Raw genomic sequence first — 21,829 nt, forward strand, 5'->3', positions numbered from 1 at the left:
TACAGCCTAAACGGCCATCGAGGCGCAAATAGGCGAGGCTGCCAATGTTTACGCGAAACATTGGCAGCCTCGCCCTTTTGAGGTGCTGTAGAGAACTGCCGGACTTATCTGGCGTCGGCAGGTTCCAGTTCGGTCTCCGCAGCTTCAGCGGGGTTCAAACCCACTAGCTTTGCTCCCTCCACATCCACATCAGGGAGTATTTTGTTCAACCATTCGGGGATCCACCAAGCGGATTTGCCCAACAAGTGCATGGCTGCGGGGATGATTGTCATGCGGACCACAAATGCATCTATGAGCACCCCGAACGCCAAGGCGAATCCGAGCGGACGCACCATGGTCAGATGGGAGAAAATGAATCCAGAAAACACACTGGTCATGATGATTGCTGCTGCGGTGACAACGGGTGCAGCATGTTTGAAGCCGCTGCGCACTGCCTGCTTGGCGTCCTGGCCGTGGACGAATGCCTCACGCATACCGGAGGCAATGAACACCTGGTAGTCCATAGCCAGACCAAACAAAACACCAATCAAAATAATAGGCAAGAAACTCAGCACGGCACTTGGGTTGGCCACATCAAAGATGCCACCCAACCAGCCCCACTGATACACAGCTACTACTCCACCAAATGCCGCAACCAGCGAAAGGAGGAAACCGGCCGTTGCCAAGATGGGAACCAGGATGGAACGGAACACCAGGATGAGCAGGAGCAATGACAGCCCGACGACGATTGCCAGGTAGGGCGGGAGAGCCTCGCCCAGCTTGGAGGAAACATCGACGTTGGCTGCTGTTTGTCCGGTCAAACCGATCGTGACACCATGGTCGGCCTTGATGGTAGTTCCCTCTGCCCGGAGATCGTGGACCACTTGGACCGTGCTGGCGCTGGCTGGCCCCTCGTCAGGGATGACCTGGTAGACGGCTGTTTTGAAGTCCTTGCTGACAGTAACCGGGACGGCAGCCTTAACATTGGGGACCTGACGCAACTGATCGGCTACGTCCAAGTTCAGCGCTGTGGCGCTTGCCTTATCCAGACCGGCCGGAAGTGCGCCTACGACGATGATGGGTCCGTTCATCCCTTCGCCGAAGTTGGCTCCTGTGATGCTGTATGCCTGATAGGCGCTGGAATCCACTGGCTCCGAGCCGCCGTCGGGCAGGGCAAGGCGCAGACCGCTGGCCGGGATGGCGATGATGCCTAGGGCCACCACGGCGGTAACGAGGGAGATGACGGGGTGCTTGGTAACAAGGCCACCCCAACCACGGGCACTGCGGGCAATGTCCTTGGACTTGACTATTTGGGCAATATCTTCCGTTGAGAGTCCAGCGTCCTCTGCCGTGTGCTGCTGACGAAGCTTCTCACTACGAGCCCAACCGCGCTTGGAGATAACACGCCGACCCATCAAGGAGAGCAGCGCCGGGGTTAGGGTCAAGGCAATGAGCACTGCTACCGCTACCGTGGCAGCCGCGGCCAAGCCCAGGATGGAGAGGAAGGGCAGGCCCGTCACGGACAGTGCCGCCAAAGCGATGACGACTGTCAGCCCGGCGAAGAGCACCGCGTTGCCAGATGTTCCGGTTGCCTTGGCAATGGATTCGCGCATTTCCATGCCAGCTACGAGCTGCTGGCGGTGCCGGTTCACAATGAACAACGAATAATCGATGCCCACGGCAAGGCCCAGCATGAGAGCCAACATGGGGGAGATGGAAGACATTTCAATGGCGCCACTCAAAGCTAGTGTGCCGCCCACTCCGATACCTACACCGACAACCGCCATGAGGAGCGGGAGCCCCGCGGCCAGCAAGGTTCCCAGCATAATGATGAGCACGGCGGCAGCGACGGCGATTCCGAGAACCTCGGAAATACCGAATAGTGCGGAAACGTCTTCGGTGATTTCCTTGCTGTAGTGCACGCTGACACCGCTGGAGGAGAGCGTGTTCAACTTGTCTTGAAGAAGCTGACGATTAGCCGGGGTCACAGCGTTCATGGATTCGCTGAACTGTACTTGGCCAACAGCGGCCTTGCCGTTCTCTGAGACGAAGCGCAATCCGGAAGCGGCTTCAGCGGAACGCTGCCCCGTGACCAGTTCGGCTTTTTTCGCGGCTAGTTCCTTGGCGGATGCATCGTATTTGCTTTGCCCCTGAGCGAGCTGCGTTTTTCCAGCTTCAATGGCTGCCTGCTGGGCGTCAATCTGTGACTGTGCGCCAGCGAGTTGGGCTGCGGCGGCGGACGCCTGGGCGGATCCTGCGGGAAGTGCTGACATCGAAGCCTTCTGGGCGTCCAGCTGAGCCTGTCCGGCAGTGATTTTGCTCTGTCCATCAGCTAGTTGAGCAGCTGATGCGTCGAGTGTTTTCTTGGCATCCGCCAGCTGTGCCTCACCCGCTGTCAAAGCCGTGGTGCCGTCGGCCAGTTTTTTCTGAGCGTCCGCCAGCATGGCCGTAGTGGTGAATGGGTCAACTACGCCCTTGACCGTGGGCACGCTCGTGGCAGTGACCAGCACAGCAGAAATAACTGTTTCCTGTGCCGGGGTGAACGCTTGGCCGTTGGTGCTGGTGAACACCACTGACCCTGATCCGCCGGAAGCTTCCGGCAGGTCAGCCTTGAGCTTGTCCGCCATCTGTTGGGTTTCCGTGCCAGGGATCTGGAAGTTGTTGCTCATGGTGCCCATGAAGAGCACCGCGGCGCCACCCACCATTCCAATAATGAGTATCCAAGCGCAGATCACCAGCCATGCGCGGTGTGCCGAGAACCGGCCAAGTCGATAAAGCCAAAGTGCCATGATGCGTCCTTAGAGGTGTATTCAGTGCCGGAGCAGTGTAACTGGGACAAAATTATTGAAAGCAAGAGCTGTCGTCGAGGCAGCAGGAGTGAAGTGGGACGATTTCAAGACTGGAAGCCGTTGCGAATCAGAGCTATTGCTGTGGCCAAGAGCTCGCGCAGCTGTGCCAAAGATGTCGGGGAGGTGTCCGTGCCGTTCCGCTCGTGCCACACAACGATGGCCGCGCGGCCAGCTCCGACGACGGCGCCCACCATGGCGTTGATATACAGCTCATCTGTGCCCTGGGGCAGACGACGCCGAGCCACATCCGCGATTTTCACTGTGCATTCATCCCAGGCCTGAAGCTGGAATCGGCCAAGTGCAGGATCCTGCGTGAGAGCAAAAGTTTCTGCTAAGACGGCGAGGTCGTGAGGGCTACCTACATCAGCCAGAGCCAATTGGGCTGATTCGAGGATGGGTTCATCAACTGGCCGGGCTTCTAGCGCGGTAATCACGCTGTCCAGATAATCTTGTGTGAAACTGGCGACGGCTGCTTCCACGGATGAAAAATAGTTGAAAAATGTTCGCCTGGAGACTCCCGCCTCAGCGGCGACATCATCCACCGTGAACTCGTTCAGTGCGCGATTACGCAGAAAAGCCAATGCGGCCCCCGCGATGGCTTCACGATTCGCGGCCTTGTTCAACTCGCGACGGCCCACTGGCGTGCTCATGAGGGAACTCGCAGGGGGAGGGTTGGAAAACGTCATGTGTCTACACTAAGTGCAAGTTTGCACTCAATGCAAACAAGAAGGTTGAAGTGCTAAGCAAGCACTTCAACCTTCTTGTTGTCTTACCACGCTGAGCGCATGGCATACCTCTAGGATTTATGCGGCTATTAACGCCGCATAAAGGCTTATTGTGCTTGTGGGTTGGCAGCCAGGTAAGCGGACTGCCCGGTAGCGCCGCTTTCCCCTTCGGCTAATGGGATGGCGTAGACAGCCGTGCCGTAGGCGCACACTTCGGTCCAGTTGCCGCCCATCTCCGAGGTATCGAAGCGTGCAGCGATAATTGCGTTCGCGCCTTTGGCCTGTCCTTCGGCCACCATCCGTGCCACTACTTCTTGTCGGCTTTCATAAAGCGCCTTCGTCATCTCTGGCAATTCACCGCCACCTAGGGCACGGAAGCTGGCAGTGAACTGGGCGCCAATGTGGCGTGATCGTACAGTCAAGCCCATTACTTCACCAAAGATGGCGTCTATCTTGTAGCCGGGAAGGTCATTAGTTGTCACGATGATCATTTGGACACCTTTCGCGTGGTCGGCAGCAAGCGCGGCCGGGAGTCGTTCCTGAGAAGAATCCTACGGGGCCAATGGGCAAACTCTTGCCAGCACGCTCAACAAAAGTTGTGCTGGCAAGAGCCGCCAAGCGCGAGTCCTACTGTCTTTCCACCAGATTCTCCCCAAAGGATCTGGTCATTGTAGGCACGGCGCAGAGAAAAACGAGTGTCACAGCGCAGAGACACATGAGGGTCACGGCGAACAGTTCTAAAGATCGTCTTATGCTGGCTAAACGCTGCTGAGTTCGCGGCCGGAACCTGGCTCGCCGGCGTCGTTCTTCTCTGCGGTGGCCTCCGCCAGCAGTTCGGTGCTGTCATCCGCGAAAGGGTTGCCATTGCGAGCAGCGTTATAGAGGTCTTCGTTGAGAATACCCGCACGCCTGGACACGATCGTGGGGACTAGCGCTTGCCCGGCAACGTTGATGGCCGTGCGGCCCATATCCAAGATGGGATCGACGGCGAGCAGCAGCCCCACGCCGGCCAACGGCAGCCCCACCGTGGAGAGTGTGAGGGTGAGCATGACGACGGCCCCGGTGGTTCCGGCAGTTGCCGCGGAGCCCAGCACGGACACCAAAACGATCAGCAGGTACTGGCCCAGATCTAGCTGGATCCCGAAGAACTGTGCCACAAAGATGGCGGCGACAGCCGGGTAGATGGCGGCACAACCGTCCATTTTGGTGGTGGCTCCAAGTGGTACGGCGAAAGATGCGTACGCCCGGGGAACGCCGAGATTTCGCTCCGTCACACGTTCGGTCAACGGCAGCGTGCCGATGGAGGAGCGGGAGACGAAGCCGAGCTGGATCGCCGGCCAGGCACCCGAGAAGAACTGCTTGATGGAAAGGCCGTGTGACTTGATCAGGATTGGATACACCACGAAAAGCACCAGCGCTAGGCCAACATAGATGGCGATGGAGAACTTGCCCAACGCTCCCATGGTGGTCCAGCCGTAGCTGGCAACTGCTTTTCCAATCAAACCGACGGTCCCGATCGGGGCTAGGCGGATGATCCACCACAAGACTTTCTGGATGACCGCCAGAGCAGATCCGTTGAGTTTGAGGAAGGGGTCAGCAGCCTTGCCAACCTTCAATGCTGCGATGCCAATGGCGATCGCGATGACCAAGACCTGGAGAACGTTGAAGTTCACGCTGGTGGCGAGTGCACCGGCGTCGGATGCCTTGGTGGATGCCTCAAGGCCCAAGAAGTTTGAGGGGAAGAGGCCCGTGAGGAAAGCCCACCAATCCCCGGACTTGCCAGCGTAGTCCTTCGGAGTCGGCTGGCCAGTGCCAGCGCCGGGTTGGAACACAAGTCCCAACACAATGCCAATGGAGACGGCAATCAGAGAGGTGATGGCGAACCAGAGCAGCGTGTTCCACGCCAGCCTCGCCGCATTGGCGACCTGGCGCAGGTTGGCGATCGAGGAGATGACGGCGGTGAACACGAGCGGGACGACCGCTGCCTTCAACAGGGAAACATAACTAGAGCCGATGATCGTCAACGTTGCCGTCAGCGCGTTCGGAGCTGCCTTGGGATCATCGCTGCTGAGGTTGCGGGCGATCAGCCCCAGGATCAGTCCGGCAACGAGTCCGAGAACGATTTGGACACCGAAGTTGCCCAGCCACCGGGGGAGCCTCTGCACTTTGGGAGTGTTAACAGTTGAAGTCATGAGATAACGGTAGGTGGCAGAGGAGAGTGTCCAAGAATCTGTGTTGCCCCGTGTTACGGCTAGGTGCGGCCGGCGGCATGCACCGGCCGCACTCCTTGGTCAAGCAGGCCTAGTGTTCCAGCAAAGCCTCTTTGAGCGTATCCAGTCCCACGGAGCCCAAGTTCAGTGCCTGCGTGTGGAAGTCGCGGAGAGAGAAAGCCGCACCATCTTTACGGGCACGGGCGTCGCGGATCTCTTCCCAGAGACGTTGGCCGATCTTGTACGACGGCGCCTGTCCTGGCCAGCCCAGATAGCGGTTGAACTCAAAGTCGAGCTGTCCGGTGGAGATATCCAGGTTTTTGCGCAAGAACTCGTACCCGGCCTCAGCGCTCCATGTACCCGTGCCCCACTGCTCAGGGATCTCGAGCTCCAGGTGCACGCCAATGTCAAACACCACGCGGGCAGCGCGCATGCGTTGACCATCCAGCATGCCCATTTTGTCTCCCGGGTCGGAAAGGTAGCCCAACTCATCCATGAGTCGTTCAGCGTAGAGCGCCCAGCCTTCGCCGTGCCCCGAAACCCAGCAAGCGTTGCGCCGCCAGTCGTTGAGTAGGCCTTTTTGGTAGGTTGCCGTCGCGACCTGTAGATGGTGGCCGGGGACGCCCTCGTGGTAAACAGTGGTTGTCTCAGCCCAAGTGGCGAACGATTCCTCGCCTTCCGGCACTGACCACCACATGCGTCCGGGGCGGGAGAAGTCTTCTGATGGACCCGTGTAGTAAATACCGCCGTCTTGGGTTGGCGCAATCTTGCACTCGAGGGTCCGCATGACCTCCGGGATATCGAACTGTTCGCCAGCGAGATCTGCCACAGCCGCATTGGAAAGCTGTTGCATCCACTGCGTTAAAGCCTCAGTGCCCTTGAGCTGGCGGGCTGGATCGCCATTTAGCAAGGCTTTAGCTTCCTCGATCGACGCGCCTGGCTGGATGGCGTTTGCCACTGCAGATTGTTCGCCAATGACACGCTCCAGCTCGGCAACGCCCCACGCATACGTTTCTTCAAGATCGACGGCGGAGCCTAAGAATTCCCGCGATGCCAAAGCATAGCGTTCCCGGCCGACGGCGTCAGCGTCAGGTGCCAGCGGAAGCAAGTCATCGCGCAGGAATGACACGAGGGCGGCGTAGCCCGTGCGGGCAAGGTCAGCATTCGCCACCAATGTGGACTTCAATCCCGCCGGTAATTCTGGCGTGTCAGGTGTGGTTGAATCCAATGCAGCACCGGTGGCCAGTGAGGCGAAGAAGCCATCTGTGCTGGCATGGCGTTCGCATTGTTCGATTACGGTGAGAACTTGACGGCGTGCTGCCACCAAACCGCTGGAGGCGCCTGCGCGAAGCGAAGAGATATAACCGTCTACGGCAGCAGGAACGTTGGCGAGACGGCCGGAAATGTTCTCCCAGTCAACCACTGTGGCGGTGGGCATCAAGTCGAAGATGGCACGAATCTCTTGTGGGGGAGAGGCAATGTTATTTAGTTCGGCGAGCTGCCAGCCGCTACCATGTTGTTCCAGCGCCAAACCCAGCCGTTCGCGCATGGCATGTAGTGTCACTTTATCTACGTCGTCAACGGGTTCAAGCGCTGCAAGTTGCGCCAAAGTATCGCGGGCAGCATCAGCTCGTGCCTTCAGCCCCGCCGGAGCGTAATCCCGATACTCGGTTTCATGTCCGGGCCTGCCCAGCTCAGTGGCGAAGCCGGGATCCAGTTCCAACAGTCGTTCTGTGTACGCGTTGGCGGCCCGGTCAATGGTGGTGACGGTCCTTAGCAGAGGCTCGTGATCAAAGGTCATGCCACCGAGCCTACCCGCCGTAGCTGAGCTGACTATTCAACTAATTTGCCCACGACGCTCTCTTCGGTCATGCTCATCAAAGTAGTGATCTCCGGTGGTGTGGGGGCTACGGGCTCCGCCGTGAGACCACCCGTAAGCGACCACACCATGTTCACTTTTAGTTCAGGGTCAAGCTCTGGGTAGTCAGAGCGGTTATGCGCCCCACGAGTTTCCCGGCGGGCCAGAGCAGATTCCAGTGTTGCCCGGGCGGCGATCAATGAACCCATGAGGTCAAGTGCATGAGCGAGATCGTCGAATCCTGCGATGTCCGGGTGAACGGCCAGGTCAGGAAGGCGGGCCTCGACGGCGTCGAGCTTGCTCAGGCCTTGTATGAGTCCCTCTTCGCTGCGGATGACTCCAGCGTGCTCGCTCATGAGGTCACGAATGGCGCGCTGCATGCTTCTGACGTTGTCGAAACCGCGACCCGCCAAAAGGGTATCGATCTCTTCGCTTGCCGCGTTGATGGCTTGGCTACTACGGATCTGGGCCTTTAGCCCGCGCGAATAGGAAGCTGCTGCTGCTCCGACAATGCGTCCGTAAACCAATAACTCTGCCAGTGAATTACCTCCCAGTCGATTGGCGCCATGAGTTCCTGAACTAGCTTCACCAATTGCGTAGAGCCCGGCAACGTCCGTGCCGTGATCCTCTGGCCGCACCCAGACTCCGCCCATTGAATAGTGCGCTGTGGGTGCGATCTCGATGGGGTCCTTGGTGATGTCCAGCATTTGCAGGTCGAGCATATTGCGGTACACGCGCGGAAGTCTGTTCAGAATCACTTCTCGGGGTAGATGGGTAAGGTCCAAGAGCACACCTCCCTTTGGCGTCCCCCGGCCCTCACTAATCTCGGTAGAAATTGCGAGTGCCACCCGATCACGAGTAGATAGTTCCAGCCGTTCTGGATCGTAACGCGACATGAAGCGTTCGCCTAAGGCGTTGCGGAGAATGCCGCCTTCCCCGCGTGCAGCCTCGGAGATGAGTGTGCCTGCGGCATCCGCAGGTTCCATGATTCCCGACGGATGAAACTGCACGAGTTCTGCGTCCCTGATCCGGGCGCCGGCCAAGGCCGCAAGACGGAAAGTATCTCCGGTGTTTTCATCCCGGCGGGAGGTGGTCTGACGCCAAATTCTGGTGTGACCGCCGGTAGCTAAAATGACGGCGTCGGCATGGATGAGAACCCGCGAACCGTCAACGACGTCGAACCCGTAGGCGCCGAAGATCTGGTTCTCAGCCACCAAAAGCCGGGAAATGTAGACAGTGTCGATCACGGGAACGTCCAGCGCTGCGGCACGGCGGAGTAAGGTGCGCTGGATTTGTAGACCCGTGTAGTCGCCTGCGAAGCAGGTACGGCGATACGTGTGGGCGCCGAAGAATCTTTGTGAGATGCGGCCATCGGCTTCGCGGGCGAAAGGCATCCCCCACGCTTCCAGCTCCCGGATGCCCTCCGGCGCGTTTTCTGTCATGATGCTCACGATCCGAGGATCCGCTAGATCATAGGATTCCTTGATGGTGTCGGCAGCGTGCTGTTGCCAAGAGTCTGCCGGATCCATGGTGCCGAGCGCGGCATTGATGCCACCGGCAGCCAGGGTCGTATGGGCGTCGTGCTTGCGACGCTTCCCCACGGCGAGTACGTCCACACCCTGCTGGCGAAGTTCGATGGCGGCGCGCAGGCCTGCCCCACCTGTCCCAATGACGAGAACGGAAGTTGAAATGATGCGCTCGTTCATGATGTTTCCCTTTCTTCAGTACTGCTGTCTTCAGTTCTACAGTTCTAGGGCGCTAAACTTCTAGGGCTCTGCTAGAACTTGGCACGCGGGTAGCTCATGGTCTTGTGGTGGGTGCTAGCAACTGCGATGTGCGTCGGTTCGGGTCGCTTGTGGGAGTCGCCTTCAGCGCCGTCTTACCGCTAGCTGCGTTGCTCCGGCTAGGACGCAACAAGCGCATGGCATTGACAATGACGATCAACACCGACGCTTCGTGGACGAGCATCCCTATCGCCATGCTCACTCCACCCAGAAGCACTCCAAGGAGCAGCAAGGAGACGGTGATGAGTGCGATCGCGATGTTCTGCCGCATATTATTCACCGTGCGTCGCGCCAAGGAGATCGCTTCGGGCAGTTTGAGCAAGTCATCTCCCATGAGGGCGATGTCAGCGGTTTCCACTGCCACGGCAGAGCCAGCCGCCCCCATGGCGACCCCGATGTCCGCTGTGGCCAGTGCAGGAGCGTCATTGACGCCGTCGCCAACCATCGCCACCACGTACCCCTGCGCCTGGAGCGCGGCGACGGCATCAAGCTTGTCTTCGGGCAGCAGCGAGGCACGAACCTCATCGACGCCGGTGAGGACCCCAACGGCATTGGCTACCAGCGGTGCATCGCCGGTGAGCATAATGACCTTTTTAACTCCTGCCGCGTGGAGATTTACGACCATTTGGGTGGCATCGGGGCGGACCTCATCGGCGACTCCGATAACCCCAGCGACGATGTCATCAACGGCAATGATCATGGGGGTGCTGCCAGCCTGAGCCAGCTCATCGGCCACGCGGGTTGCAGCGGCCGTGTCGGCTATCTTAAACTGTGCCAGCAGCGCCAGATTGCCCAGCAGAATTCGGTGCTCCGTGGTGGTGACTGCGATGCCCTTGCCCGGCACAGGTTCGGTTGACTCCGGCAACCCGGTGATGCTGCGGCCCTCACGTGCCGCAGCATCGATGATGGCGCGGGCTAACGGATGCTCGGAGCCGGCCTCTGCGCGGGCTGCCAACGTCAAGAGCTGCTCACGGCTCATCGCGGGATGCAATACAACCACGTCGCTGACCTGCGGGCGTCCCATCGTCAGGGTGCCTGTCTTGTCCACAGCAACGGCTGTGATCTTCGCGGAAGTTTCCAGGAACTCTCCGCCCTTGATCAAGATGCCATCCTTCGCGGCGCGGCCAATGCCGGCAACTATCGAGACGGGGATGGAGATGACAAGGGCGCCCGGGCAACCGATGACCAGCAATGTCAACGCCAGAACGACGTCGGAAGTGAGCAACCCGAGCCCAAGGGCCAGGACCATAATCGCGGGTGTGTACCAGGCGGAGAATCGGTCCATGAACACTTGAGTTTTGGCTTTGGCGTCCTGGGCGTCTTCAACCCGGTGGATGATCCGTGCCAGCGTGGTGTCAGCTCCAACGCCCGTTGCGCGGACCTGCAAAAATCCACCCTGTGAGACTGTGCCAGCGAAAACTCTGTCACCAATCACCTTCTCTACCGGCATGGATTCACCGGTGATCGATGCTTCATCGAGGGCGCCGGTGCCGCCTGTGACTTCGCCGTCGACGGGAACCTTGCCGCCATTTTTGATCAGGACGGTTTCCCCCATGAGCACGGCAACGGCAGGGATCTCCTGCTGTTCGCCGTGGCGCAAAACGATGGCGAGCTCAGGTGCCACGGCAACCAAAGCGGCCAAGGCAGATCGCGTCTTGTTCAGAGTCGCAGTTTCAAGAGCATGCCCAATCGCGAAGAGGAAAGTCACCGCAGCGGCTTCCCAATATTCACCGATGATCACCGCGCCAATTGCGGCAACGGAGACCAGCAGATCGATTCCGACGATTTTCGCGCCGAGGGCCCGGACTGCGTTCACCACGATGCGGGCACCAGCAACCACGGCGGCGCTGACCATGACACCGTTGCCGACGGTGTTAGCGGGGGATACTTGCAGGATCACCAACGCGGTGATGATCAGCAACCCGGAGATCACCGGGATTGCCCACCTGTTGTTGATCCAAGTGCGGAACGTGTTCATGGCGCTCGCCTTTCCGGTATTTGGGTGGGAGTGCCTAAAAGGCGGCCGGATGTGCGGCGTAACCGGCCTTGGCGACCGCGGCAACCAAATCCTCAACACTGGCCACTGCGGCGTCGTGATCGATCTCGATGCGGGCAGAGGCGAACTGGACCTTGACGGCGGAAACACCGGCCAGGCGCTGGAGCGACTTCTCGATCTTCGATACGCAGGAAGGGCACGAGAAGCCCTCAGCGCGGAGAATCGTATGGGTGGTGGTGGGAGTTGTGGTGTTCATGATCGGGCCCTCCAAGGCTTGCATTCCCCAACGTTTATCGGGGTAATTCCAACGCTACGGAGGTGCCGCGAGACGCACCATGACGGGCGTCAATTAGCGGTAAATTTGGGCTCTAGTGGCGATCTACGGCTGGGTTTCAAGGATCGCGGCAAGCCTGTCCGGATCGAGCACGGACGTCCAGCGGCGGCCGGAATCGATAATGCCGTCTTTGCGCAGTTGGCTCATCACTCGGGAAACGGATTCCGGGGTTGAACCAGTGAGGCCTGCTAGATCGGCCCGGGATAAGGGGAGCTGGATCAATGTACCGTCACCACTGGCACCGGGCTGGCCAAATTTCTCGGCTAGGCGCAATAGGGTGGTTGCGACGCGGGCAACGACGGGAGTCCCGCCCTGTTGGCTGACCTGCGAACGGGCTGCACCGAGTAACGCTGAGACATTGTCCAGCAGACGCAAAGCGACCGTAGGGTGCTCGAGTAGCACTTTGCGGAACGCTCTAGTGTTCATGCGCAGCGCGCAGGTGGTGACAAGTGCTTGAGCCGTTTCGGCGTAGCGGGGCTCTCCCAAAATACTCAGGCCGCCGAAAAGGTCACCGGGGGCAAGGATGTCCACAATGGTGTCTTGTCCATTAGGGGCGGGCTGGAATATTTTGGCTTGTCCTGCAGCCAACACATAGACGTAATCTGCCGGTTCGCCCGCTGTATATAAAAGCTCTCTTTCGCTCCACGCAAGAGAAACCGTCCGTTGGTCGATGCTGTCGAGTTCGTCTTTGGATAAGCCGGCAAAAACTGGGACTCGTGCCAAAACTTGCATCCGCAACGGTTTGGGGCAGTGGTGGGGCTGCGCACAGGTGCTGTGCAACGGAATGTGGCGCCGATGGGCGTAAGTACCTTCGACCTCAAAAGCCAGCTCGGACTCTTCGGCAGGCAATTTCGAACGATTCATGTTTCCCTCTCGAACAAGGATTAGTGGATCGCGGCTGGTTAAGGGCAACCCTACCTCGAGGGCAAAAGGTCCATCCCGTGCTCTCCTCGTCGAGGCATCCGGCGCTCGTGCATGAACCGCTCGTAAGTGAACACTGTTCGTGGCCCAGCCCAACTAGGCGCTTTTTGCTAGTGCTATGTTCAGGACATGGACGCCTTAGCGGATGAGCCGAACCCTCCAGCAGCAAAGAACACACCAACAGTGCTTCAGAGCTTTAGAACCGAACTGGTCAAGAAGGAGCACGATGTTGTTGATGCGGATTGGGCCGGTGGTGTCCCACCGCAATTCGGAGTAGCCCCACGCATTCGCGTGGGCAAGAATAAATGGTTCAATCTGCTCTGGCTCATTCCGATCGGCGTGCTCCTGCTGATCGTGGGCATCGCCGTTGCGAAGGGGCTGCGTGAACTGCCGGCCGTGCAGGACTTCATCACCCGGTATCCGGGAGAGTCCGCGCTTCCGGCGGATGCTCCCGTTGGATTTCCGGCCTGGCTGGGCTGGCAACATTTCCTCAACGCCTTTTTCATGATTTTCATTATCCGTTCAGGCGTAACAATTCTCGCGGACCACCCCCGGTTATACATGACCCGTCACTCCACACCTGGCAAGGACTGGTTTCGTATCCAGAAGCCGATCCCTACAGATCCGCTATATACGGCGAAGCAGGACTCCATCACCTTGCCCAATGGTGTTGGGCTGCCGGGTAGACGCCATTCCATTGGGCTCGCCCGTTGGTGGCACCTCGGGGTTGATACATTGTGGCTCTTGAATGGGCTCGTCTTCATGGTCTTGATCTTCGTCACAGGTCAATGGATGCGTCTGATCCCTAGGAGTTGGGATGTCATCCCGAACTCGATCTCGGTCGCCATCCAGTACCTGTCCTTGAACTGGCCGATCGAAAACGGCTGGGTCAACTACAACAGCCTGCAGCTGATCGCTTACTTTCTGACCGTTTTCATAGCCGCACCCGCCGCGTTGATCACGGGGCTGGGGATGTCACCGGCGTTATCAACCAGGTTCCGGTGGATCAGCTCGGTCTTTAGCATCCAGATCGCCCGAACCCTACACTTTTTAGTGCTCTGCTGGTTCCTGATGTTCATCCTTGTGCACGTCACCTTGGTGCTGACCACCGGTGCCCTGCGAAACCTCAATCACATGTACGGTGCGCGTGACGATGGCTCATGGGTTGGTTTCTGGATTTTCGCGGCGTCGCTGATCGTCATGATCGTTGCGTGGGTTGGTGCCTCACCGCTTACTTATCGCTTCCCGCGCAAGGTACAGAAAGTCGGTTACGCGTTGATTGGGCCCGCACAGAAACTGTTCGAGCACATCGATGCGAAGCCGGGCCAGTACACCGAGAAAGACATTTCGCCTTACTTCTGGCACAACGGAAAATATCCGGAGACGGAAGAGTACAAACAACTTCGTGCAGGCAACTTCGCAGATTACAAGCTGCGCATCAACGGGCTGGTTGAGAACCCGGTGGAACTGGACCTCGCGCAGTTACGCGGCCTAGCCCACCACGAACAAATCACCCAGCACTTTTGCATCCAGGGCTGGTCGGGGGTGGCCAAGTGGGGTGGTGTGTCGATGAATACGATCCTGGAACTGGCCAAACCCAAACCGGAAGCGAAATGGGTGATCTTCTACTCGTTTGCCCTCGGTCCGGACGGCGGGATCTACTATGACGCCCAACCCATCGAGCAAATGCACTACCCGCTGACCATGCTGGCCTATGAGATGAACGACGACGACCTCTCGTTTGGGCACGGCGCGCCTCTGCGGCTGCGTAACGAGGTCCAACTGGGGTTCAAATTGGTCAAGTGGATCAAGGGAATTGAGTTCGTTGAACACTTCTCCGAGGTGGGTGGAGGGGAGGGTGGCTATAACAACGACCACGAATTCTTCGGCTACCGACAGTCGATTTAGGCTGGCCCCTGTGTAGGCGTATTACGCCCTAGCTGCGGGCACAAACACTAGTGTCTGGAGCGACGCCACGATCCCGCACCAGGCTTGGGCGGCAGGTTGAGTTGGGCGCGCCTGGCCCAGGACCTTGACGGCGCTTTGACACTTTCGCCGTCGGCACCACTTTGTAGAGCAAGTACGACGGCGGTCACTGCGGCAAGTTCCTCGGCGGTGGGATTGCCGTGGGTCACCTTGAGCAACGGCTCTTTGGTTGGGTGATCGCTCACAGTGGGATGTTCCCATGCTTCTTGGCAGGAAGGCTGGCCCGCTTGTCGCGTAGGGCACGTAAGCCCTTAATGAGTTGGATGCGGGTATCTGCCGGGGCAATCACGGCGTCCACATAACCGAGTTCTGCAGCTTGGTACGGGTTAAGGAGCTCGTCCTCGTAGTTGCGCACAATTTCGCCGCGGCGAGCCTCGACGTCGCCGCCGTCGGCCTGTACTGCGGCGAGGTCACGACGGTAGAGGATGTTCACGGCACCTTGGGCGCCCATGACACCGATTTGGGCAGTGGGCCAAGCTAGGTTTAGGTCGGCTCCGAGCTTTTTCGAGCCCATAACGATGTACGCGCCACCATAAGCCTTGCGGGTAATGACAGTGAGCTTTGGGACGGTGGCTTCGGCATAGGCATAGAGCAGCTTGGCGCCGCGACGAATGATGCCCTGGAATTCTTGGTCTTTGCCCGGTAGGAAGCCAGGGACATCCACCAAAGTGATGATGGGGATATTAAACGCATCGCAATTGCGGACAAACCGGGCGGCTTTTTCGGACGCGTTGATATCGAGCGTGCCAGCAAACTGCATAGGCTGGTTCGCCACAATGCCTACTGTGTGGCCTTCGATCCGGCCGTAGCCAATCATGACGTTGGGTGCAAACAATGCCTGCATCTCTAAGAAGTGGCCGTCGTCGAGGATTTGCTCGATCACCGCACGCATGTCGTAGGGCTGGTTCGCGGAGTCAGGAATCAATGTATCCAGAGCGGTGTCTGAATCGCTGTGTTCCACATCCTGGTCGTGTTCGGTGACGGGAGGCTCAGCTAAGTTATTGGAGGGAAGGAAGTCTAGGAGTTCGCGCACAAATTCAATGGCGTCAGCTTCGTCGGTGGCCAGATAGGTTGCGGTTCCCGTGGTGGAGTTGTGCTGGCGCGCGCCACCGAGGGTCTCCATATCCACGTCCTCGCCGGTGACGGTCTTGATGACGTCCGGGCCTGTGATGAACATGTGGCTGGTTTTATCGACCATGACCACGTAGTCGGTCAGGGCCGGGGAGTAGGCGGCACCGCCAGCGCACGGACCCATGATGAGGGAGATCTGCGGGACCACTCCGGAGGCATGGACGTTGTTGCGGAAGATATCAGCGAACATGGCCAGCGAAGCAACGCCTTCTTGGATACGGGCACCGCCACCATCATTGATGCCTACTACCGGACAGCCGTTGCGGAGCGCAAATTCTTGGATCTTGACGATCTTCTCGCCATTTACCTGGCTCAACGAGCCGCCGTAGACGCTGAATTCTTGGCTATAGACGGCGATCAGGCGGCCATCAACGGTGCCGTAGCCGGAAACGACGCCGTCGCCCAACGGCTTCTTTTTCTCCATGCCGAAGGCATGAGAGCGGTGCACGGCTAAAGCGTCGAATTCCACGAAGGACTCCGGATCAACTAAGAGATCGATGCGCTCGCGGGCCGTGTTCTTGCCCTTAGCATGCTGTTTCTCAATGGCTAAGTCACCTGAGGGCTTTTCGGATTGAGCCAGCCGGTCCCGGAAATCGGCAATCTTGCCTGCAGTTGTCGAAAGGTCGTGGCTCATCAATACTCCGGCTTGCTAGATTTTGGCGGACAACCCTTAAGTAGGAACCGAACAAAAGGGCAAACACTACTGACAGTCTAATAACGGAAATGTCCAATGTGTGTGTAGGAACCCTACAACGTCGGCAGTTCGCAGTCTCGGTTCTTCTACCGCGGTCAGAGCGTGACCCGAGATGTGACCCGAGATGTTACCGGAGTTGTAGGCCAGTTGTGGACCGGAAGTGGGCGCACGGAGGCGCGCTTCCCAGACGTACGAGTGGACGTACTGGGCGAGGGACTGGTGTGTCTGGCACCGCTAGAAATCGAGGGATGAGTGCTGGCTTGTTGTCTAAATTTACGCCGATAGCCATGCCGTTGACTCACGTTTTAGTGCGGTTGGTCCTGCGCCCTCGGGTGGAGATTTGGCGTGTCCGAGTTTCTAGCTGCCGGTCCACCGGCACCAGCCGGATAGGATTGAGAGCATGAACTGCACACTTCCAACCTTGAATACGGAAGCGCTGCACCGTTCCCTTTTGGGCCCCGTTGGAGAGTATCAGCGCGTCGACGTGGTTGATGAAATTGGTTCCACTAACGCAGAACTCGCCAACAGTGCGGCTTCTCAACCGGAGAATTTTCCGGATCGCAGTGTTCTGATGGCTAACTCCCAAGTCGCAGGCAAGGGGCGTCTGGACCGCGTCTGGGAAGTTCCCGCCGGAACGGCCATGATTTCCAGCGTTTTGCTCCGACCTTCGGAGTGTGCTGCGCAGATTGGTGCTCCGCAATTTGCCTCTAGTGGTTACGGGTGGCTGTCCGTCATAGCGGGCGTGGCCCTGTGCCAGGCTGTCACCGAGGAGTCGGGCGTTTTGGCGGTGCTGAAATGGCCCAATGACGTCTTGGTTGAGGGCCGAAAACTCTCCGGCATCTTGGCGCAGATGGTGCCTGTCCAGAGGGTGCCCAAGCAAACGGCATCAGCCCCGGAGGTGCCAACCCAAACGGGGCAGAGGCCGTCCGAGCAAACGCAATCCGCGCAAACTCTGTCCGAACGGGTACCGTCGGCCCCGATGCAGGGTCCCGCCGTCGTGGTTGGAGCGGGTGTGAACATCAGCCAGACTCGAGAGCAATTGCCGGTGGATCGGGCCACATCCCTTTTGCTGGAGGGCGGCACTCAACTGGATCGGAACCAACTGCTGCCGGCCTATCTGAACCGGTTCGCTCGCTTGTATCGCGGGTTTGTGTCTGTCGGGGGAGACGCATGGCGTCCCGTGGCAGGTGGAGAATCTATCCACGGCCTGGCCTCAGGACTCATGAGCACCCTGGGTACGAGTGTGCGTGCTGAGCTTCCGGGCGGGGTCATGCTCTATGGCACGGCGGCGGGTCTAAATTTGCGGGGGGAATTGGAGATTCACGGGGATGACGGTTCTGTTCATGTAGTGAGTGCCGGCGATGTGGTCCATTTGCGACGCGTCGGCGGTGGCGGCATTGATTATGCGTAGCTGGCTTGCTGAAGGCGAGCAGGTCCTGATCCGGTGCCGACCCCACGCCCGGATTTTAGTGTGGCCTGTGGTGGTGGGGCTACTTGTGATGATGGGCGCGGGAGCAGCTTTGGCGAGACTGCAGCCGGTGCAATATGCAAGTTGGGCAGCCGATGTTCCGCTATTGCGGGAACCGGCGATCGTACTGTTAGTTACTTTGGTGCTGTTCATTGAAATTCTCTACCCAGTGCGGAGAACGTTGCAGTGGGCTGGAACCCGTTACATCCTAACTAGTAGGCGGTTCGTCCTCCGACGGGGAACCCTGGGACGGCGTAGCCGTGAATATTTACTAACTCAGGTGCATAGCATTGAAATGCGCCAAAAGTTGCGTCAGAGGCCGGTTGGTTCTGGCGAACTGGATGTTCATTTGCAAAATGGCACACTCCATACTTTCCACGAAGTTCCCTGTGTGGCGGAATTTCATGCGGAAGTTCAGACGGCTTGGTCGCACGCGCTCCGAGCGTCCTTCCAGCAAGCTCCCGGCCCGGGGTACTACGCTGGTCAGGTTGGCCTTGGCGCCAACGATGATGACGGACATTTGAACGGAAAGGAACTGCGGAAGCTTGGAAGAGAACAGTGAAGTGACGCAGCCACTGCTTCCGCCAGCGTCCCGTAGCCAAACCAAGGCCCTTGAAGCTGCTTTGCTGGGCGGTGAACGTACGCTCAAACGCCGGGACGTGGCTGCTGGTGCGGGCGTGTCCTTGTTATCTGCCCGTAAGATTTGGCGCGCTATGGGTTTTCCGAACTTGGGGGACGACGACGTCGCATTTACTCAGCGTGATCAGGATGCGCTGGGCATTGTTGTCAGCATGGTGCGGGAAGGATTGCTGACGGAAGAGACTGCCATTTCCGTCACCCGTTCCATTGGACAGATGACTGACCGGATGGCTGTCTGGCAGATTGAAGCGCTCGTAGAGGACTTGGTGGCTGAGCATGGCGTCAGTGATGCAGAAGCGCGCCGTGCGGTTGTGTCAGAGCTTCCGAATTTGATCGGACCGCTTGAAGAACTACTGATCTACTCCTACAGACGACAACTTAACGCTGGCCTCCAGCGTCTGGCCGTCAGAGCGCACGAGGGTCTAGCAGCCAGCGCCTTGGGGCGTGATGGCGACGAGGACGATACCCCGTTGCCGTTAGCCCGGGCAGTTGGTTTTGCGGACCTAGTCAGCTATACCTCATTGTCTAGGCGCATGAATGAGAAGACACTGGCGAAGCTGGTGCAGAGATTTGAAAACGTGTGTGCTGAGATCATCAGCGTAGGTGGCGGCCGTCTGGTAAAGACGATTGGCGATGAAGTGCTGTTCAACTGTGAAACACCAGTTGCCGGGGCTCAAATTTCGCTTGCGTTGGCTGAAGCTATGGCGGCTGATGATTTCCTGCCGGAAGCGCGTGTCGCAATGGTGTGGGGGCGGGTGCTTTCGCGGCTGGGAGATATTTACGGACCCACAGTCAACCTTGCTGCCAGACTGACGTCCCTAGCTCAACCGGGAACTGTCCTGATTGATTCAGTCACCGCAACAGCCTTGGCCGGTGATGAAAGATTCATCTTGACCGAATTGCCCATGGAACAGGTGCGAGGTTTTGGAGAGATTCGTCCCGTACTGCTCCAACGTGGCAGCGGACAAGGGATCGTGGTCGACTAGTTTCTGGCGAAGCCGTGGTGGAAGCTGTTGTGGCGCTCGCTGCCTGTGGGATCAATCCGGTAGGGCGCAGTGTAATGCGGAACGCCGCTGATTAGTCTGACACTCCAGTCACTTGCATGCAGCAGATGGTGGTGCCTGGTGCACAGCAGAGCAGCATTATTCATGTTGGTTTCCCCGCCGTCCTGCCAGGGAATGATGTGGTGGGCCTCGCACCAGAAGGCGGGCGCCATGCAATCCGGAAATGTGCAGCCCATGTCCCGCACCAGCAGTAGTTTTCGCTGTTGGGTCGTAAAAAGCCGCTGCTTGCGCCCTACATTGAGGATCGTATTCTCGCCATCTACTGTGATGACAGTGGTTTGTGCATCGCAGAACGCTTCGGCAAAAGCAGCGAGTGGTTGTGGACCGCAATAGGGTGTCACGACGAATCCGGCACCGATTCCCGCACTTCTGATAGGGGTGCTGTCAGGATTATTTGTACTTTTTACCCTGGTTCGCTTGCCGAAAGTATCGCCAGTATTTTTAGTGGCCCCAGTGGCCCCAGTGGCCCCAGTGGCCCCAGTGGCCCCAGTGGCCCGGTTGTGTTGGTCGCGACTGAGTTCTTCTTGGGTAACCGTGATAAAAAGCTGTGGCTTGAGTCCGCCATTGAGTGGAAGTTTTCCGGTGCGTGCGGCCAGCTTGATGCAATCAATGAGGCCGTCTAGCAATTTCTGGCCGTGGGTCCGGCGATCCAGCACTACGAAGTCGGTGCTGAGGGGATCAATCGAATCAAGACCAGGTAGGTTTTCTTCGCTACCGGGAGCGGGCACACTGATCCCCTCCACTACATGTGGCCACGGGCTGGAAGGGCCGCTGTGTTCGGGCCCATCAGACTCTTGTGGTGGGATGGGATGTTCGACGCAACCAGAGAGCGATCCTCCTTGGGCGACTAAACTCTCGAGGAGATCTAGTTGTTCAGCAACGCTATGTGCGCGGGGACCGGAGTCCGCTCGCGAGTCGGAGCTGGTGCCTGTTCGCGCGGAGACACCGGCGGTTGTTCGCGCCCCGGTAGTAGTTCGTGCTCTCGCATCGTCGTTGGTATCCGCTTGCGCCCCGGCAGTAGTTCGTGCTCTCGCATCGTCGTTGGTGTCTGCTCGAGCGGACGCGTTGGTGCGCGCTCCGGCGGAAGCCATGGGCTCTCTGTCATCTTTGTCAACAATGTCAGCCATGTCATCAGTTCCAACAATGTCATCCATGTTCTTGTGTGGACGTGGGTTTGTCGCTGAGCCGATTCCTGCCATCAGCGTTTCGTATTGCAAGACGGTGAGGCAGCCATCAAATCTGACCAAGCCGCGGCGTGCTTGCCGGAAAAAGATACCCTGCTTCGCCAACAGTTCGCCTTCCGTAGGCTGCTGGCCATCAGGATCGAGCAGATTGATGGCCCGAGTTCCCAACCGCCGTAGAAATTCGGGCGGCTCATTGGGGGCAAAATTAGTGAGTGTTTCTTCAAGTTCCTGGACCTGTTCATCGGGGATACGGCCGGCATGGGAGAGGTTCATGGCATCATCGACGAAGCCAGAGACGATGATGGCCTGATCTGTCGATACATCCCCGGAGAAGAACGCAGCGCCAAGCGTGCGCTGCTTCGGGGGTGCGATATTCGCGGTGAGGGGATCCGTGACCGGCAGGAAGTGTTCAGCGAGCCGCATCCGCCGGTAGGACTCAGCCTTGGAAAGCTTCAAAGTGGTAATGAGAAGATCCAGAGGGGCTTTGAATCCATCGTCGGTGAACCGAGCCGCCCGGACACGGTCCGCAAGTTCGCCAGCTGCTTGAACGAGGATACCTTGCAAAAAACGGTTGAGATGTTCGGCGGTTTGCGCCCATTCGACGACACTCGTATCCGTCATGGATCCCAGATCCAGACCCAGCGGAGTGCTGGCAAAACCCGTTTCTCCATTCCCTGAACCATTGGTGGCAGTGGCAGCCGCCGCTAACCTTTTTGCAAGACTGAGGAGTTGATGAACATGCTCACCAACGACGCCGGTTCCCTTATCGGGCGGGGCGGGTTTCGGGGTCTTCTTCGTGCCTTCCATACCTATAAATCTACCCCCAGGCTCCGACATTGTTCGATCTATTTTCGAGAATGTGGATAGGATACCCACTCTACTCGTACTGTGGAGGAACGATTGCTTAGCTGAGGCTGTCGAGGTCTATTGCAGACGCGGATTCAGGGCGAATACCGAGTGGTTGTGCGTAATCTAGAATCAGTGCATTGCGGTGTTTGTTGGGTCGG

Annotated in this window: 16 protein-coding genes; 4 read left to right on the forward strand and 12 right to left on the reverse strand. The window is 58.5% G+C overall.

Annotated elements, in window-relative coordinates; translation table 11 throughout:
• Positions 1 to 104: 104 nt before the first annotated feature.
• The 9 genes from LOH53_RS01760 to LOH53_RS01800 form a co-directional block, all read right to left on the reverse strand.
• On the reverse strand, positions 105 to 2,768 hold the full coding sequence (locus LOH53_RS01760) for an MMPL family transporter (protein WP_230065989.1): 2,664 nt from the start codon (positions 2,766 to 2,768) through the stop codon (positions 105 to 107).
• Between the two features lie 104 nt (positions 2,769 to 2,872).
• Positions 2,873 to 3,478, reverse strand: coding sequence for a TetR/AcrR family transcriptional regulator (locus LOH53_RS01765; RefSeq protein WP_230065990.1), 606 nt, complete (start codon positions 3,476 to 3,478; stop codon positions 2,873 to 2,875).
• A 182-nt stretch (positions 3,479 to 3,660) separates the two neighbouring features.
• Positions 3,661 to 4,044: a YbjQ family protein gene (locus LOH53_RS01770; protein WP_230065991.1), complete on the reverse strand. Its 384-nt coding sequence runs from the start codon at positions 4,042 to 4,044 to the stop codon at positions 3,661 to 3,663.
• Between the two features lie 267 nt (positions 4,045 to 4,311).
• On the reverse strand, positions 4,312 to 5,745 hold the full coding sequence (locus LOH53_RS01775; RefSeq protein WP_230065992.1) for a dicarboxylate/amino acid:cation symporter: 1,434 nt from the start codon (positions 5,743 to 5,745) through the stop codon (positions 4,312 to 4,314).
• A 109-nt stretch (positions 5,746 to 5,854) separates the two neighbouring features.
• Complete coding sequence (locus LOH53_RS01780) at positions 5,855 to 7,564, reverse strand: DUF885 domain-containing protein (protein ID WP_230065993.1); 1,710 nt, start codon at positions 7,562 to 7,564, stop codon at positions 5,855 to 5,857.
• Between the two features lie 32 nt (positions 7,565 to 7,596).
• Entirely contained in the window at positions 7,597 to 9,327 is a 1,731-nt protein-coding gene (locus LOH53_RS01785; RefSeq protein WP_230065994.1) for an FAD-binding protein, read from the reverse strand.
• Between the two features lie 94 nt (positions 9,328 to 9,421).
• Complete coding sequence (locus LOH53_RS01790) at positions 9,422 to 11,383, reverse strand: heavy metal translocating P-type ATPase (protein WP_230065995.1); 1,962 nt, start codon at positions 11,381 to 11,383, stop codon at positions 9,422 to 9,424.
• A gap of 34 nt (positions 11,384 to 11,417) precedes the next feature.
• Positions 11,418 to 11,657, reverse strand: coding sequence for a heavy-metal-associated domain-containing protein (locus LOH53_RS01795; RefSeq protein ID WP_230065996.1), 240 nt, complete (start codon positions 11,655 to 11,657; stop codon positions 11,418 to 11,420).
• A gap of 123 nt (positions 11,658 to 11,780) precedes the next feature.
• Complete coding sequence (locus LOH53_RS01800) at positions 11,781 to 12,599, reverse strand: Crp/Fnr family transcriptional regulator (RefSeq protein WP_230065997.1); 819 nt, start codon at positions 12,597 to 12,599, stop codon at positions 11,781 to 11,783.
• Positions 12,600 to 12,785: 186 nt separating this feature from the next.
• Here LOH53_RS01800 and LOH53_RS01805 point away from each other — a divergent pair, with 186 nt between their 5' ends.
• Positions 12,786 to 14,564, forward strand: a complete 1,779-nt coding sequence (locus tag LOH53_RS01805; protein ID WP_230065998.1) for a molybdopterin-dependent oxidoreductase — start codon at positions 12,786 to 12,788, stop codon at positions 14,562 to 14,564.
• 47 nt (positions 14,565 to 14,611) lie between these two features.
• On the opposite strand, the gene LOH53_RS01810 is transcribed toward LOH53_RS01805, so the two are convergent.
• Entirely contained in the window at positions 14,612 to 14,827 is a 216-nt protein-coding gene (locus tag LOH53_RS01810; protein WP_230065999.1) for an acyl-CoA carboxylase subunit epsilon, read from the reverse strand.
• Complete coding sequence (locus LOH53_RS01815; RefSeq protein WP_230066000.1) at positions 14,824 to 16,407, reverse strand: acyl-CoA carboxylase subunit beta; 1,584 nt, start codon at positions 16,405 to 16,407, stop codon at positions 14,824 to 14,826. The genes LOH53_RS01810 and LOH53_RS01815 overlap by 4 nt, the downstream gene beginning before the upstream one ends.
• Before the next feature lie 460 nt (positions 16,408 to 16,867).
• On the opposite strand from LOH53_RS01815, the gene LOH53_RS01820 reads away from it, so the two are divergent.
• The 3 genes from LOH53_RS01820 (at position 16,868) to LOH53_RS01825 (ending at position 19,560) form a co-directional block, all read left to right on the forward strand.
• Positions 16,868 to 17,878 (forward strand): biotin--[acetyl-CoA-carboxylase] ligase, encoded by a 1,011-nt coding sequence (locus LOH53_RS01820; protein ID WP_230066001.1) that lies wholly within the window; start codon positions 16,868 to 16,870, stop codon positions 17,876 to 17,878.
• A gap of 91 nt (positions 17,879 to 17,969) precedes the next feature.
• Positions 17,970 to 18,497, forward strand: coding sequence for a PH domain-containing protein (locus LOH53_RS16975; protein WP_407651399.1), 528 nt, complete (start codon positions 17,970 to 17,972; stop codon positions 18,495 to 18,497).
• Positions 18,481 to 19,560, forward strand: a complete 1,080-nt coding sequence (locus LOH53_RS01825; protein WP_230066002.1) for an adenylate/guanylate cyclase domain-containing protein — start codon at positions 18,481 to 18,483, stop codon at positions 19,558 to 19,560. Before LOH53_RS16975 ends, LOH53_RS01825 begins: the two co-directional genes overlap by 17 nt.
• Here the strand turns inward: LOH53_RS01825 and LOH53_RS01830 are convergent.
• Entirely contained in the window at positions 19,557 to 21,629 is a 2,073-nt protein-coding gene (locus tag LOH53_RS01830) for an HNH endonuclease signature motif containing protein (RefSeq protein WP_230066003.1), read from the reverse strand. The two genes, LOH53_RS01825 and LOH53_RS01830, sit on opposite strands and share 4 nt — an antisense overlap.
• Between the last annotated feature and the right edge of the window lie 200 nt (positions 21,630 to 21,829).

Source organism: Arthrobacter cryoconiti, assembly GCF_020905375.1.
Taxonomy (GTDB): Bacteria; Actinomycetota; Actinomycetes; order Actinomycetales; family Micrococcaceae; genus Specibacter; species Specibacter cryoconiti.